Below are 16057 nucleotides of genomic sequence, written 5' to 3' on the forward strand. Positions count from 1 at the left end.
CGCATAACACAGCACCCCAAGCAGGTTGAGCTTGGAGTGCTGTTATGAGCTACACCGTTCTGTTCTGCCGAGCCTCAAAAGCCGCTAATTGCTCTGGTGTGGCCGGCAATTGATGGTTTGTTTTCCACTCATCATAAGTCATGCCATAGATACGTTCACGAGCATCATCAAGGGGCAACGCGATACCAAGATTTTCAGCTTCCGCTTGATACCATTTGCAAAAGCAGTTGCGACAAAACCCAGCCAAGATCATCAGATCAATATTCTGCACTTCTTTATTATTGTCTAAATGCGCTAATAAACGGCGAAAGACCGCAGCATCGATTTTATCTTGCTGATCTTGAGTCAAATTAAGGTGGTTAAACGCTGTCATGAGACTTTCCTTTCTTTGTTAATCATTTTATGTCATCGCTCATCTTAATCACTTACCACAAGATAGCAAAACGCCCAAGACCAGCTTGGGCGATTTACACAATGATAAGATGACAATCTAACCTTGAATACCAACGATAAGCCATGGTGCATTTGGCACTCTCAGATCGCGCTCTAAATGCCAGACATCTTCGATATCTTCTTCAATCTGTTCCCCTGAATCACGATAACGACCACTAAACTGCAAACTTAATTGAGCTTTGCTCGCATCATAATCAGCACGCACGATTTCTGCATCCACGTACATCACCTCTGTTTGAGGCTCACTTTCTAATTTTGCTCGCTCCGCTTTTAAGTCATCAAACAAACTCGCAGAGACATATTCTTGAATGGTTTCAAGCTGATTATGATTCCATGCCCCTTGCAAAATACGATAGTGCTCACGAGCGCCATTAATAAACGCAACTTTATCAAAACCCGATGGGTAGTTATGAGGAACATCACTGTGCATTTGCGAACCAAAGCCACCCGTATTGTCTGCCTGCTCAAAATTGTGAACATTGGGCTGACGATGAACGCCACTATATGCAGGTTGCTGGTGATTCATCGAGCCTTGTTTGGCACCAAGCAAACCCCGCATTAATTTGAAAATAACAAAAGCAATTAACCCGATGATTAAAATATCCATAAACTGGATACCTTCAAAGGCCCCTCCAAAGAAAGCCGCCAATAATCCTCCAGCTAACAACCCGCCAAGCATACCGCCCATTAAGCCTTTCTTACTCGACGTTGCTGCTGTGGTTTTCGTGGTATCTTGTTGTCTTAATGTATTAGTATTTTGATTTTTTTGCGCAGGAGCCGTTTTAAAACTTTTCCCAAATGACTTACCACCACCAAATTTTTTTGCGTCAGCAGTAGGTACGACTATCACCGATATCATCAGTAAAGCCATGAAAGAGAATAGACGTTTCATATTTATCCTTAGAGAGCACGATTCATCGCCAGATAGGCTTTGCTATACGCCGCCATCATATCTGCTTCAACTAGCCAAGCAAACCATTTGACTTTATTGACATGTATCAGAATATTGCAGCCTGATTAAGTTGACGCTCTATCATGGGCTGTTTAGAATATCGAACATTGTTCATTTTTTTATTCCGCGAATTTAGCAACCCACTATGGCCCGACGCAACGATCATACTCGAGAAGAGCTGGTCTCTTTAACGCTAAAAGCAGCAAAAGAGTTTTTAGATAAGCATTCTTATCACGAATTGAGCTTACGAAAAATCGCCACAATGATTGGCTATGTTCCAAGTACACTGGTTAATGTTTTTGGTAACTATAACCTACTGCTGTTACATGTTGTCGCTCAAACTCTCGACGAATTAGCTTATGAAGCTCAGTTGGTCGTTAGCCAGTGCCAGGAACCACAGAAGGCTCTACATCAGTTAGCTATTTGTTACCACGATTTTGCACAAAAAAACCCTTATCGGTGGCAACTCATTTTTGAACACAACATGAATGGGGAAACCTTGCCTGAATGGCAAGCTGAACGCATTGATAATATGACCAGCATGTTAGAAGAACTACTGCACATTATCGCTCCCCATCGAACTCACAGTGACGTTATACGCACCAGTCGAGTGCTCTGGGCAGGGGTACATGGAATAACCTTGCTTAGTGTTGACGATAAATTTTTTGCCAAAGAGCCTATCGATGGTAAAGCCTTGATCGACGATCTTCTCACACAGTATTTGTCTAATTGGTAACATTAAGGAACGCGAATGCCGCATTCACAGTCATCGTTGTTGACTCAGCAGCGTTTTCTTCCCTACTTCATTACCCAATTTTTTGGGGCATTCAACGATAATATTTTTAAAAATGTTTTGCTGTTGTTTGTTGCGTTTGCGAGCGCCGACTCACTCACTATTTCCAGCCATCTTTTTATCAATCTTGCCGCGGGTTTATTCATTCTCCCCTTCTTCCTATTTTCAGCATCAGCGGGAGTGTTAGCGGATAAATATGAAAAATCATGGTTCATCCGTCGTGTGAAACTGTTTGAAATTGGCATAATGTGCATTGGTGCTGTGGGGTTTGTTACTCAGAACTACGCCTTATTACTACTTATGCTGTTTCTCATGGGAACCCAATCGGCATTTTTTGGACCGGTCAAGTATGCCCTATTACCTCAACAGCTCAAGACTAATGAACTTGTCGCAGGTAATGCTTTAGTCGAAACCGGAACCTTTTTAGCGATTCTGTTAGGAACACTCGGTGCCGGAGTTATTGCCTCCGCAGAAAAGGCCCCCATGATAGCAGCAGGGGCTGTCATATTATTTGCCATCTTGGGGTACATCTCTAGCCGTTTTATTCCCATTGCTCCGGCGAGCAATCCTCAACTTATTTTTAAATGGCAACCTATAAAGCAAACGAAAAAAACAATCGCTATCGCAAAACGTGATCGCACGATTTTCCAAGCCATGATGGCGATCAGCTGGTTCTGGTTTTTAGGTGCAACTTACCTCACCCAATTCCCTAATTTTACTAAGTTATTTTTAAATGGGGGTGAAAGTGCTGTATCGTTCCTTCTTGCCTTATTTTCCGTAGGAATCGCCGTCGGCTCATTAGCCTGTGACAAACTCTCTAACCATCGTATTGAAATCGGCCTGGTTCCTTTAGGCAGCTTTGGGATCAGCCTATTTGGCTATTTCATGGCGAGCAGTATTCCCACTGACTTACCTCAATTTACCCATTTTACTGATTTTATTAGCCATTCAGAGCTTTGGCCTCTGTTTGCTTCTTTATTGCTGCTTGGAATATCGGGGGGAATTTTTATCGTGCCTCTATATGCCTTAATGCAGCAACGCGCTAAAACCACCGAACGTGCACAAGTCATTGCTGCACTCAACATTTACAATGCATTATTTATGGTTGGCAGTGCTCTGCTGGGTATCATCTGCTTAACGCTGCTTTCCCTCAGCATTCCACAGCTTTTTATCTTACTGGCAGTGCTGAACTTTTTGGTGGCCACTTACTTATTTTTGCAGGTCCCCATTTTCGTTGTTCGTCTACTCGTCTGGGCGCTAACACATACGATTTATCGCGTAAAACACAAACATCTTTACCATCTGCCAGAACATGGGGGAGCCTTGATTGTTTGCAATCACGTCAGCTATATGGATGCGTTGCTACTCAGTGCGGTTTGTCCAAGGTTAATTCGGTTTGTGATGGAAGAAGATTATGCCAACGTACCAATTTTAAGACGCTTTTTAAGCAGAGCGGGTGTCATTCCTATTTGTGCTAATAAACGCAGTTCGATTCGCCGCGCTTTTGCCGAGGTTGAACAAGCGCTACAAGAGGGGCACTTGGTGTGCATTTTCCCTGAAGGGCGCTTAACCACAGATGGTGAGATGAACCCATTTATGCGGGGAATGGATGTCATATTGAAACGCAGCCCCGTTCCTGTCATTCCAATGGCGATCAAAGGATTATGGGGCAGTTTCTTTAGTCGCTATCAAGGTCGAGCTTGTCGTGGCCTCCCCCGTAAATTATGGTCTCGAATTGAAATTGAAGCCGGAGAAGCAGTACCCAGCGGCCAAGCATCAACTGAGTTAATGCAGCAACGGGTCGCTCAGTTACGTGGCGGTTGGAAATAACCCATTATACGAGGGTGACTGATCGCACTATCACTGTGCATCGTGTTTTATTTAAGAATAACGTACTGTGGATATTGCTCAGTAAGCCAATGTTTAAGTGCTTGGCGCGACACTTTTATCCCGCTTGAAGTCAATACTTCAGGCATTGATAAGTAATGAATCGGCCATTTGAATTTTTCAAGCCTAGATTCACACCATGCATTTCCCTCTTCAATCGAAAAGGGCTGTTCGCTTTGTACAATGGCGACGGGGCGTGCACCAAAGGTCTCATCCATAACGGGAATGATGAACGCTTGTTGGATCACTGGGTGGCGATTCAGCACCGCCTCAATTTCTTCGCAGTGGATATTTTCCCCTCCAGAGATAAACTGGTTATCCGCTCGACCGATGATAACCAACTCATTGTCTTGCCAATAACCTAAATCTTTACTATCAAACCACCCCTGAATATCTTTTAGCGGGCTTAACTCACCTTGGTGATAATAACCACTCGCCAAAGTATCACCACCAATATAGATACGATTGTCGATAAGTTTTATCTTGCGGCCATCCAACACATGGCCTGCACTGGAGGTGTTGTCTACCCGTTTCGCAGTAACGGTTGAAGCAGCCTCCGTCATACCGTAACCAAGCCAAACATCAATCCCCCGCTCTGCCGCTTGGCAAGCTAAGGTATGAGGAACGTGACCCCCTCCTAATAATACATGGGTAAGAGTAAGTCGCTGCTCACTATCTAGTAGGCGTTTCAGTTGAGTGGCAACGAAGGAAGCATGGCTCACACCTTTGACATCTTCTGCTAAATTACCGTTCCCCATTTTTAAACAGGCACCAGAGTGTAGCCAACGATAAACAATCGCTAATCCTGACACATGATATAGCGGTAGGCTAAGTAACCAAGTATCTTGCTGAGTAAAGTGAAACTCACGTAACAGACCTTGTGCTGACGCAAAATGTTGCCTATGCGTATGTGCAACCACTTTAGGATCACCTGTCGAGCCTGAAGTGAAAATCAATGTGGCTAGCTGATCTGCATGGTAGAACAATTGGCCGCTTGGTGTTTTTAAAGCAGACTCTGTACTCGTTGTCACAAGCTGTGTTTTCGGACGCTGTTGCAATAATACTGAACTCGTTAGCCCTGCCGAAGGAGCAAGCCACACCCATGCTTGGCCCGAACCATATAACGAGGTCAGTTTCTTGTGTAGTTGAGTTAACGGCTGAGGCATCGTCAATGCACAGCGTATCCCTTTTTGCATGGCAGCAAGCAGCCAGAACAACGTCTCTGGGTGATTTTTCCCAACTAAGGTTAATACGCTACCTTGAGTCATTCCAGCTCGTTGTAACGATTCGGCATAGTGATTCACAATACAAGTCAGCTGCAACCACGTTAGCCGATGATCGCCCAGCCACAAAGCAATTCGTTCAGGATGGTGTTGCTGCCAAGGTGTCATGCTGATGCCGATTGCCAAACCAGTGTTTGTTGTTCCAACGGCTGAACGGGCAAATTGCATCCTGGCCACGCCACTTCTAGCTGCGCCTTAAATAGGCCTATGGTATCTAATCCCGGAATTTCATTGGGTAAGTAGGCATGAGCCAAACGGGCTAATTGTGTCAAACCTAGGCTCGATTCAATGCTTGAACTGATCAAGGCTTGTATGCCCAAAGCCCGCGCTTTTTCAATTAGGTTAATACAACGCTGCACCGAACCTATTAACGTGGGCTTGATAATAATGGTTTTTACCCCAGTTAAGTCTTCAAGTTTAAAATCATCGCGGCGTACTGCCTGTTGTAGCGTTTCATCCCACGCAATCGCAATGCCTGTATCAATGGCAAACGAAAGGCTGTCACTTGGGGTGTGACACGGCTCTTCTAAAAAGGCTATCCGCCCGCGTAACGAGGGAGCGATATATTGAGCAAACTTCGCAGCTTTTTCTTTACTCCAAGCACGGTTGGCATCCAATCGTAAATAGAGATCAGGCATAGACTCTAAAAAGAGGTTCACCAGCATCCCATCGCGGATCGGCTCATAAAGGCCAACTTTAACTTTCGCTACTTTTTGGCCCGGCATGGCATTGAGCTGAGGAATTAACTCATCTGGGTCTCCGGTGCAAAGCGGCGCAGCCTGATATTGCCCTGTTTCCGGCAAGCCTTTCGAGAGCTCCAGTTCCGCCATTGAAAAGCCAAAAGCCACCGATGGGAAAAGACGATCCAAACAGAGAGCTTCGCCCTGTACCCATAACGCGAGCTGCTCTTTTGCTAACGCTCCAGCGTCTTCAAGTGACTCAAGGCTAAACCCAACTAAAGGGGCGATTTCGCCACGTCCAATTTGACCGTTTTCATGCAATTCAACGATAAACCCAACCCGTTCTGTTAACTTTTCATCACGGAGAATCACTCCACTATCCATGGGTAATCGATATTGATACAGTTTTGCGCTACGCGTCATCCGTTAATTTTCCTTTGCATTCAATGGGGGATCACCGCTATGTATGGTTAGCGGTGATGTTCAACCAGCCTCTGCTCGTTATGGATTACGAGGGAATTTATTAAAGTCCGGACGACGCTTCTCGTTAAAAGCGTTACGACCTTCTTGCCCTTCTTCTGTCATATAAAACAGCATAGTGGCATTGCCCGCCAATTCCTGTAAACCTGCTTGACCGTCACAATCCGCATTCAATGCAGCTTTCAAGCAACGCAATGCCATTGGGCTATGTTGCAACACTTCACGGCACCAACGGACGGTTTCTTTTTCCAAATCAGCGATAGGAACAACCGTATTGACCAATCCCATCTCTAACGCCTCTTTCGCATCATAGAAACGGCATAGGAACCAAATTTCACGCGCTTTTTTCTGGCCCACGATACGTGCCATATAAGAAGCCCCCCAGCCACCATCAAATGAGCCCACTTTAGGACCCGTTTGTCCAAATTGTGCATTTTCTGCCGCAATGGTTAAGTCACACATCATATGTAAGACATGACCACCACCGACCGCCCAACCCGCGACAGAAGCAATAACGGGTTTCGGGCAGGTGCGAATTTGACGCTGAAAATCCAGCACATTGAGGTGATGAGTCCCCGTATCATCTTGGTAACCGCCGTAATTACCTCGAATTTTCTGGTCACCACCAGAGCAGAAAGCATCTTCACCTAAGCCGGTCAAAATAATCACGCCAACACCTTCGTCATAACGCGCATCTGCCAGCGCATGAATCATTTCTTTCACCGTTTGGGGACGAAAAGCATTACGGACTTGAGGGCGAGCGATGGTAATTTTAGCTATCCCATCTGGAGATTTGTGGTAATAAATATCTTGATAAGTATCGGTACAATCGTGCCAGACCACTGGCGCATAAAGTTCTTGTTCTGAAATGCCTACTGTTTTAGCCATGGTGATTTCCATTGTTGTTGCCACCTACGCCAACTGAAGACGTAGGTAGAAGTTTTTTTAATTTCTGAGCAAACGCATCCGGTTGTTCATGATGCACATTGTGCCCAGCATGGTCGATTAGACTGTAGAACAACCCACTTTGCTCAGCGAGTTGCCGAAATTTTTGATCATTTTGCCCACACACATAATGAACAGGGAAAGGCAATCTCATCAGTTGAGGAAGCAAATAGGGCTGCGTTGCCAATGAAGTTGCTAGCAGCATCATTGCGATCCGGTGCCCAAGGTTACCACTTCGCAATCGAATCAAAGTTTGTCTTTGCTCATGATTGAGTGAAGAAAATACCGGTTGCTGATACCAATCGGCTAATACCTGAGCAATAGGCTCGGATATAAACCGCTTCGCCCATTGTTGATCATGCTGCCAACGGGCTTTTTTTTCCGCATCATTGGGTAGCCCAAAATTCCCACCCTCAATCACTAATCCTTGAATATTCAACCCATCAAACCATCCTTCGACACTGCCAATCATTGCAATGCGCCCACCCAGTGAGTACCCCACCAACCAGATGGGCGTTGTTGCCTCATAATGAGCGAGAATCGTCTGCTTAATAAGTTGACAGCACACAGCAAAATCATCACACGTCACGGCTTGGCTCTGCCCATGACCGGGTAAGTCAATAGCCAGCCAAGCTTCATCTCTCAACCGAGAGAAGACAGGTTGCCAATCCTCACTGCTACCGAGTAAACCATGCAAGAAAACCAATACTGGCTTAGCCGGTAAAAGAGAATCGAAAGAGGAAGCGCGACTATAGAGCATAAATTTGTGATAAGAGCTGCTGAATATGTGTGGCGGCTTGTTGCGATGGCGTGACAACTTCAACCAGTAATGTACCGCGCCCCTTAATCAAATGCTCATCAACGGCCGCTTGATATGCTGCCAAGGTTTCTGGCTTTTGATACGTTAACCCAAACTGCTTAGCAGCACATTCAAATTGTAAACCGTGCGGCATTTGATAAAGCGCTTCTCGTTGCTGAGCTGGCACGGGTAACAGGTCAAAAATCGCCCCACCATCATTGTTAATGACCACGATAACCAAAGGTTGTGGCGTTTCTCTAACAAGGGCTAAGGAGTTTAAATCGTACAGTAATGAGGTGTCTCCCATTAGCATTAACATGGGTTTTTCGAATGCCCGTTGCACTCCTGCCGCCGTCGCTACTAAACCATCAATGCCTGAAGCGCCACGATTAGAGAAAACCTCTCTTGGTGAGAGAGTGCTAAACATATCCGCAAGACGCACAATCAAACTATTACCAAGGAAAAGAGGAATAGCCTTTCCTCGTTCCCCCAAATCAACCGCTAACGCCACTTCACTGAGCACTTGATTGGAAAGGGGTAACTGAGCCAGTTGAGCAATACTTTGTGCATAATGTTTAAGTTCATCAGCCCAGCCAGCATAAGTCTGTTTGAGTACAGGCAGCTTACTGAGCTGCATGTTAACCCAACTTGGGATATCACAAACCCAATGCTGCTGTGCTAGATGCGCCTGATTGTTACGTGCCGCTTGCCAAGAGAGATACGCATAATCACATCGACCCGTAGAAACTTGCTGCTCAAGCCAATGATTAAGCCGTTTAGATACAATGCGTGAACCAAACTGAACGACTTGTTCACATTCACTCAATACGGCCCGAGCAGTACTATTTTGCAGCCACAAATCGTAGTGTGCCCATTCACTATTCACCCCAGATTGTGGGTCACACAAAACTGGCCAACCTAACTGTTTCGCAAAATAGAGGGCGGCCTGCGCCTCATGCAGCCGGACAGAACCAATAAGTACGACCCCTTTTTTATTCAGTAATCCATTATCGATAGGTGCAACCGAAGTGTTAGGATAATGACGTTGTGTATAGCGCTCATCGCCCTCTCGCCAACGTTCTATACTCTTTAGATAATCGGCATAAAACTGCCGATCATTGCTGGAATAAAGAGGCTCAGGGAAAGGACAGTTAATGTGAATCGTTCCGCCTAACTGAGTTTGCTGGCTTAATGCATCATCGATGGTTGTTAATAACCAATTGAGTGATAAACCGATATTGGGGCTCGGTAACGCAATAGATTGAGTCACATGGTGTGCATAGATGTCTGGCTGATAAATTGCCTGATTCGCACCACATCCAACTAAATCCACCGGACGGTCAGCCGTCAGTACAATCAGTGGCTCCCCGGTGAGTTTTGATTCAGCAATCGCTGGCAATAAATTCGCCACCGCGGTTCCCGAAGTCACGATTACAGCCACCGGTTTCTGGCTAGCTTTGGCTAAACCCAGCGCAAGAAAACCTAACCCACGCTCGTCAAAATGAGTATGAATGTTAAGTTTACTATTGGCAGCGGCTTCCAATGTGAGTGGCGTTGAACGCGACCCTGGGGCAATGCACACTTCGCTCACCCCAAAGCGAGTCAGTTCTTCTAATAAGGTTTGTGACCAAATTCGATTCAGTAAAGCTTGATCTTGATTCATGAGGCGAGACCTAACGGTAAAGAGTCCGTAATTAAACTGAGTAAGGTCGACATTTTTTTATCCAATTCTTGCCATTCATGTTCAGCAATAGAGCCGGGGACAATGCCGGCTCCCGCAAATAATTGCACTTCATCATCGACAACAAGCGCACTACGGATAGCAACACAAAACTCCGCTTTTTGCTGACTAAAATACCCCATTGAACCAGCATACCAACCACGAGCAAAAGGTTCATGCTGCGTAATAAAATCAAGCGCCGCTTGGCGAGGCAATCCTGCGACTGCCGCTGTTGGCTGTAATGCGCGAAGTAACTGCACCCCATTCACCCCAGGCTTTAGCTGCGCATGAATACACCGCTTCAAATGCTGTACTTTACGTAACCGAACTAAATGTGCCTCTGGCTCCACAGAGACTTGCTCTGAGTACGGAGTTAAACGTTCAATAATGTCATCAACCACAAACTGATTTTCATTGAGGTTTTTACTGTCATGAGTTAACCAATCCGCTAACTGTTCATCTTGCGAAGTATCACTCCCCCGACCAATGGTGCCAGCCAAGGCTTCGGTTTGCAGCTCCAGCCCTTGCCGATAATAAAGCCGCTCCGGTGTTGAGCCCATAAAGCTATGCTGACGGTCTAAAGCCAGTAAGAAGTGAAAACTATGATGATTTTCTAAATAGCTGGCTTTAAGTAACTGAGAGGCGCGGATCGGCTGATTCAGCGTTATTCGCGTTTGTCTTGCCAACACAACTTTTTGAAACGCATGGTTGTGAATACCATCCAGAACTTGATGCACTAAGTTTGTCCAATCCGAGAGATTCGGGGAATGGGTGACTTGCAATACTTCATTATGTAGAGAAGCAAGCGGTACAACCTCGTGCTGTAATTGACGTAGCGTTGCCAGTGTTCGCTGTCTATCTTGATTCACATTTGCCGCTATCGACCAACGATCATCAAAACGTATCAGCTCGACTTGTGGTAAGAAAAAAAATGACGACATGCAGCGACGATTTTTCTTGGTTTGCCCATCAAATGAACGACCTCCCCAAATACGTTGTTGCTCACCGACAATCGCATAAGCTGGCGCGGGATCAGAAAACGTATACAGTTGTCCAAGCGCGACCACCTCTTCACGAGTGTCTCGAGACTGCCAATAAAATTTAGGGAATACCGGCTGGGCTTCAAGCCAATCGATAAACGCGAATGGTGGCTTCACTGCCAACTCTTGGGTGAAACGAACGTCGTTATCCCTCGCGTCGTTTATTTGCTCTATCAACCGAGCAATGGCTTGATAAAAATGAGACAAAGCGACCTCGTCTAGTATGAGATTCGATTTAACAGTGGCTACTCTATTGAGAGTACCCGTTGAAATCAAGGTTACTGCCCTTCTTTTGTGGCTTTTGTATTTAAACAATGAAAAGTGTTCAAGCCACCTAGGGCGATTTTACGCCTTAAAATCTACTGCTGTTTCTAAGTGTGGCGAACCCCCGTTGCTTCGCGGCTTTTCTCTTCGAAGATTCAGTGTTTTAACGCTAGATTTATATTCTAAAAAAAGGCAATCTGGTGTAGTTTAATAAAAAGTTTCAATTATTTTCAGGAACATTGCAATGCAAAATATCGGGATGTCATCAAAACTCGATAATGTCTGCTATGACATTCGAGGACCAGTACTTAAACATGCTAAGCGCATGGAAGAAGAAGGGCATAAAATACTAAAGCTCAACATTGGCAACCCAGCCCCTTTTGGTTTCGATGCCCCTGATGAAATTTTAGTTGATGTCATTCGAAACCTTCCCACTTCACAAGGTTATTGTGACTCTAAAGGGATCTATTCTGCTCGTAAAGCGGTTGTTCAATATTACCAAAAACGTGGCATTCGCAGCCTAGACGTGGAAGATGTCTATATTGGGAATGGAGCGTCAGAGCTCATCGTCATGTCGATGCAAGCTCTGCTTAACAACGGCGACGAAATGCTCGTACCTGCGCCCGATTATCCACTCTGGACCGCCGCAGTTGCGCTTTCTGGTGGAACGGCGGTTCATTACCTCTGTGATGAACAAGCAGACTGGTATCCTGATATTGATGATATTAAAAAGAAAATTACGCCAAAAACTCGAGGAATTGTTCTGATCAACCCGAACAACCCAACAGGCGCAGTCTATAGCCGTGATTTTCTGTTAGAAATCATTGAAATTGCACGTCAGCATAAATTAATGATTTTTGCTGATGAGATTTACGACAAAGTTTTATACGATGGAGCAACCCATACTTCAGTTGCAACGCTCACCGAAGATGTGTTAGTCGTCACCTTTAATGGCTTGTCCAAAGCTTATCGGGTGTGTGGTTTCCGTGGCGGTTGGATGTTTTTAACTGGGCCGAAACACCTCGCACAAGGTTATATCGCGGGTTTAGAGATGCTTGCCTCCATGCGTTTATGCGCAAACGTACCGATGCAACATGCTATTCAAACGGCATTAGGGGGTTATCAAAGTATCAATGAGCTGATCTTACCCGGAGGCCGTTTACTTGAGCAGCGCGATAGAGCTTGGGAACTGATCAACCAAGTTCCAGGGGTCTCTTGTGTCAAGCCCAAAGGGGCCATGTATCTATTTCCCAAAATTGACACAAAAAAATACAACATCAAAGATGACCAAAAGATGATTCTAGATTTTCTCATTCAAGAGAAAGTGTTACTGGTACAAGGTACTGGGTTTAACTGGCCAAAACCAGACCACTTTAGGATTGTCACCCTGCCCCATGTTGAAGACTTAGAAATTGCTATCGGTCGGTTTGAACGTTTCTTGGCGACTTATCGCCAATAACACTTTCGACACTCAAACGATGATCCGTTAGGCTTAACAGGCTCTCTTTTGCATCCGCACAGAGAGCCTGTTTGTTATTGTTTAATCCGCAAGGAAGAGTACGCGCTATGAAAGAGAGTCATTTTTTTGCTCATCTCGCCCGAATGAAGTTAATCCAACGCTGGCCATTAATGCGCTCCGTTTCCAAAGAGAATGTTTCTGAACACAGCTTACAAGTTGCCTTTGTCGCTCATGCACTGGCGGTCATTAAAAATAAGAAATTTGGTGGGACACTCAACCCTGAACGTATTGCTCTGTTGGCCATGTATCACGATAGTAGTGAAGTTTTAACGGGCGACTTACCGACCCCTGTCAAATATTTCAACCCAGAAATTGCAAAAGAGTATAAGAAAATTGAAGCTGGTGCCGAACAACGCCTACTGGAGATGTTACCAGAAGAGTTTCAACCCGATTTTGAGCCCTTTCTACTGACCACCTCAGCCCACCCAGAAGATGCTGCCATAGTAAAACAAGCCGATAGTCTATGCGCTTACTTAAAGTGTCTAGAAGAACTGAGCGCTGGCAACCATGAATACGCCTTAGCCAAAAAACGGCTTGATATCACATTAAAAGAGCGACATACCCCAGAAATGGCTTATTTTCTGGAGACTTTCGCACCAAGCTTTGAATTAACACTGGACGAGATTAGCTAACTCACTGTACGTTTTATAAAAATAGGTTTCATATGGGAGTTGGGTATGCAAATAGCAATAAATCCTGAATGGCAAGAGCGCAATAATGATGAGCATAAGATCCGGCGAAATGATCACCGTAGCCCTTATCAACGAGATCGAGCTCGTATTCTCCATTCTGCCGCCTTTCGTCGGTTACAAGCAAAAACCCAAGTCCATGGTACTAATTTAAATGATTTTCATCGGACACGTTTAACTCACTCCCTTGAAGCTGCGCAGATCGGCACTGGCATTGTTGCTCAACTCAGACTTAAACAACCCGAATTTTCTGACTTATTGCCTTCCGACAGTTTGATCGATGCTTTGTGCCTTGCACATGATATTGGCCATCCACCTTATGGGCATGGTGGCGAAATTGCTCTGAACTATATGATGCGGGAACAAGGCGGGTTTGAGGGCAATGCTCAAACCTTTCGTATCGTCACAACACTAGAACCGTACACTGAACATCATGGAATGAATCTCTCTCGACGCACCTTACTGGGGTTACTTAAATACCCGGCACTACTCAGTCAAACTTGTGCGGAGAAACGACCTGAATCCGTTCCTCACCAGCGACAACTAAAAGCAAGAGACTGGACCCCAGCTAAAGGCATTTACGATTGTGACAAAGCTTGTTTAGCATGGGTGCTCGCCCCCCTCAGTCAACAAGACAGGCAACAACTAGGGCAAATGCGGCCTATTTCCTCGGCCCCTTACCAGCATAAAAAGACACGTTTTAAATCATTAGATTGCTCCATTATGGAGCTGGCGGATGATATCGCCTACGGCGTTCATGACTTGGAAGATGCCATTGTGCTTGGTATGGTCAATCAAACTCAGTGGCAACAAGCAGCAGAAGCTCAGCTCATGCACAGCGGAGATGCTTGGTTTGCCGAGCACACTAAAACCGTGACCAAAATGTTATTCTCCGGTCAGCATCATGTGCGTAAAGATGCCATTGGTGGGCTTGTTAATGCGTTACTCACTAGCATCAGCGTTAAGCCTGTTGACGTCGCTTTTGAGAATGATTTACTGGCTTTTAACGCCTATTTACAACCTAACATGGCGAATGCGTTAGAGGTTCTAAAATCATTTGTCAGCCAATATGTGATTCAAGTCCCTCAAGTCCAACGTTTTGAATATAAAGGGCAGCAGTTAATCATGGATCTTTTTGAAGCATTAGCCGCTGACCCTGAACGATTACTGCCGCAAGCGACCCGAGAGAAGTGGCAAATGGCAGAACAACATTCCGGAGGCGGTATGCGGGTGATCTGTGATTATATCGCTGCGATGACCGATGCCTATGCACAGCGTCTGCACCAACAACTTTTTTCAGCTCACAGCCTTTATTGATGCATCATTGCCGTTCGATGTTATCGATAAAACGATCGCCGTTGTCACAACGTTGACTTACCATTGGAATAGTGCCTTTCGAAAACCCCCTTTGGCATCTGTTGGATTTGATAGTCAATCATGGCTTCAAATGCGTTCAGCAATGGCGAAAAATCTTGTTTAGGTTGCCAAAGTTGCAGTAAATGAAACCCAGCTTCAACCGTAGATAACGCATTATCATTCGGCGCTTTGCGAATGCGATAATTGCCTTTTAATGTTTCCGGTAAATGTAGACAAGGTAAAGAGTGTAGCTGAGTATTGATTTGCCACATCTTAAACACTTTTTTCCACGTTCCATCGAGCAAAATAACTCGAATTTTTTGATAGCTCGAATCGACCTCAGCTGAGATGCAAGTAGAGTGCTCACTGGGGTACAACACCTGATGCACCACATCCGGCTCTGCCAATAACTGATTTAATGGCGCATGATCACGAAAATCCTCGCCCACCCACAAGCGACAATTAGCAAGCGATAAATTCAAAATACGCGCGGTTCCCATCGGACGATGTTCTTCAGTTGGATGTTGAAGAATGATAAGCTCCACAGCAGATGTTAGCGGTACGATTTCCGCACAGATACAAGCTTTATGCGCTTTTCCACATTGAGAACAATAACGAGACATATTGTGAATCTTTACCTATTGTTGTGTTTAGTCAGTTTACTCTGCTTCGGTTTACAATTTGAGCCGCTCAGTAGTGTCAGTGCTTGGCACCTAAGTGCTATTCAACAAGGACAATGGTGGCGCATCCTAACAGGAAACTTTACCCATACCAACTTTGCCCACCTTATGATGAACCTTGCTGGGTTGTGGGCCATTGCTTTTTTATTTAGACCGACACCTAAATTACTACTGATGGCTCTGCTTCTTCTCAGTGGTTGGGTAGGGGTGGGAGTCTACTTTACTGACATAACTCTATACGTAGGCCTGTCTGGAACATTGCACGGATTGTTTGCACTCTTTGCCACTCAAGAATGGCTCTATGGTCGAAAAAATAGCCGCTGGCTGGTTTTCGGTATTATAGCAAAAGTCGCATGGGAACAACGTGTTGGCGCATCTCTCGGTACAGAAATGTGGATCGAGGCTCGCGTTGCCACAGAAGCACATTTGATTGGGCTACTTGGTGGGCTGCTCTTTGCACTCTTAGAAAGAGAATACACATTACAAACAAAGCGCCCTCACTAGGCGCTTTGTCAAC

The 16057-nt window shown here is 45.3% G+C and carries 15 protein-coding genes; 6 read left to right on the top strand and 9 right to left on the bottom strand.

The window, feature by feature from the left end:
• Positions 1–49: 49 nt before the first annotated feature.
• On the bottom strand, positions 50–373 hold the full coding sequence (locus B5D54_RS02450) for a DUF1244 domain-containing protein (RefSeq protein ID WP_078924899.1): 324 nt from the start codon (positions 371–373) through the stop codon (positions 50–52).
• 117 nt (positions 374–490) lie between these two features.
• Complete coding sequence (locus tag B5D54_RS02455; protein WP_078924900.1) at positions 491–1345, bottom strand: Tim44 domain-containing protein; 855 nt, start codon at positions 1343–1345, stop codon at positions 491–493.
• A gap of 205 nt (positions 1346–1550) precedes the next feature.
• Between B5D54_RS02455 and B5D54_RS02460 the strand changes: the two genes are divergently transcribed.
• Positions 1551–2141 (top strand): TetR/AcrR family transcriptional regulator, encoded by a 591-nt coding sequence (locus B5D54_RS02460; protein WP_078924901.1) that lies wholly within the window; start codon positions 1551–1553, stop codon positions 2139–2141.
• A gap of 15 nt (positions 2142–2156) precedes the next feature.
• Complete coding sequence (locus B5D54_RS02465) at positions 2157–4028, top strand: MFS transporter (protein ID WP_078924902.1); 1872 nt, start codon at positions 2157–2159, stop codon at positions 4026–4028.
• A 47-nt stretch (positions 4029–4075) separates the two neighbouring features.
• Here the strand turns inward: B5D54_RS02465 and menE are convergent, their stop codons facing one another.
• The 6 genes from menE to B5D54_RS02495 form a co-directional block, all read right to left on the bottom strand.
• Positions 4076–5476, bottom strand: a complete 1401-nt coding sequence (menE, locus tag B5D54_RS02470; RefSeq protein WP_078924903.1) for an o-succinylbenzoate--CoA ligase — start codon at positions 5474–5476, stop codon at positions 4076–4078.
• The gene (menC, locus tag B5D54_RS02475) at positions 5473–6471 is read right to left on the bottom strand and encodes an o-succinylbenzoate synthase (RefSeq protein ID WP_078924904.1); all 999 of its coding nucleotides are present in this window, start codon (positions 6469–6471) and stop codon (positions 5473–5475) included. Before menC ends, menE begins: the two co-directional genes overlap by 4 nt.
• 78 nt (positions 6472–6549) lie before the next feature.
• A complete protein-coding gene (menB, locus tag B5D54_RS02480; RefSeq protein ID WP_078924905.1) occupies positions 6550–7416 on the bottom strand; it encodes a 1,4-dihydroxy-2-naphthoyl-CoA synthase in 867 nt (288 codons plus the stop codon).
• A complete protein-coding gene (gene menH, locus B5D54_RS02485) occupies positions 7409–8233 on the bottom strand; it encodes a 2-succinyl-6-hydroxy-2,4-cyclohexadiene-1-carboxylate synthase (RefSeq protein WP_078924906.1) in 825 nt (274 codons plus the stop codon). The genes menB and menH overlap by 8 nt, the downstream gene beginning before the upstream one ends.
• On the bottom strand, positions 8223–9935 hold the full coding sequence (gene menD / locus B5D54_RS02490) for a 2-succinyl-5-enolpyruvyl-6-hydroxy-3-cyclohexene-1-carboxylic-acid synthase (RefSeq protein WP_078924907.1): 1713 nt from the start codon (positions 9933–9935) through the stop codon (positions 8223–8225). The genes menH and menD overlap by 11 nt, the downstream gene beginning before the upstream one ends.
• Positions 9932–11239, bottom strand: coding sequence for an isochorismate synthase (locus tag B5D54_RS02495; protein ID WP_078924908.1), 1308 nt, complete (start codon positions 11237–11239; stop codon positions 9932–9934). Before B5D54_RS02495 ends, menD begins: the two co-directional genes overlap by 4 nt.
• 301 nt (positions 11240–11540) lie before the next feature.
• On the opposite strand from B5D54_RS02495, the gene B5D54_RS02500 reads away from it, so the two are divergent.
• From B5D54_RS02500 to B5D54_RS02510, 3 genes are all read left to right on the top strand, one after another.
• Positions 11541–12755, top strand: coding sequence for a pyridoxal phosphate-dependent aminotransferase (locus B5D54_RS02500; RefSeq protein ID WP_078924909.1), 1215 nt, complete (start codon positions 11541–11543; stop codon positions 12753–12755).
• Positions 12756–12862: 107 nt separating this feature from the next.
• Entirely contained in the window at positions 12863–13447 is a 585-nt protein-coding gene (gene yfbR / locus B5D54_RS02505; RefSeq protein WP_078924910.1) for a 5'-deoxynucleotidase, read from the top strand.
• A 45-nt stretch (positions 13448–13492) separates the two neighbouring features.
• Positions 13493–14821, top strand: a complete 1329-nt coding sequence (locus B5D54_RS02510; RefSeq protein WP_078924911.1) for an anti-phage deoxyguanosine triphosphatase — start codon at positions 13493–13495, stop codon at positions 14819–14821.
• 44 nt (positions 14822–14865) lie between these two features.
• Here the strand turns inward: B5D54_RS02510 and B5D54_RS02515 are convergent, their stop codons facing one another.
• The gene (locus B5D54_RS02515) at positions 14866–15483 is read right to left on the bottom strand and encodes a tRNA-uridine aminocarboxypropyltransferase (RefSeq protein WP_078924912.1); all 618 of its coding nucleotides are present in this window, start codon (positions 15481–15483) and stop codon (positions 14866–14868) included.
• 3 nt (positions 15484–15486) lie between these two features.
• Between B5D54_RS02515 and rrtA the strand changes: the two genes are divergently transcribed.
• Positions 15487–16044: a rhombosortase gene (rrtA, locus tag B5D54_RS02520; RefSeq protein WP_078924913.1), complete on the top strand. Its 558-nt coding sequence runs from the start codon at positions 15487–15489 to the stop codon at positions 16042–16044.
• The last annotated feature ends 13 nt before the right edge of the window (positions 16045–16057 follow it).

It is taken from the genome of Vibrio cincinnatiensis DSM 19608 (assembly GCF_900167345.1).
In the GTDB taxonomy this organism is placed as follows: Bacteria; Pseudomonadota; Gammaproteobacteria; order Enterobacterales; family Vibrionaceae; genus Vibrio; species Vibrio cincinnatiensis.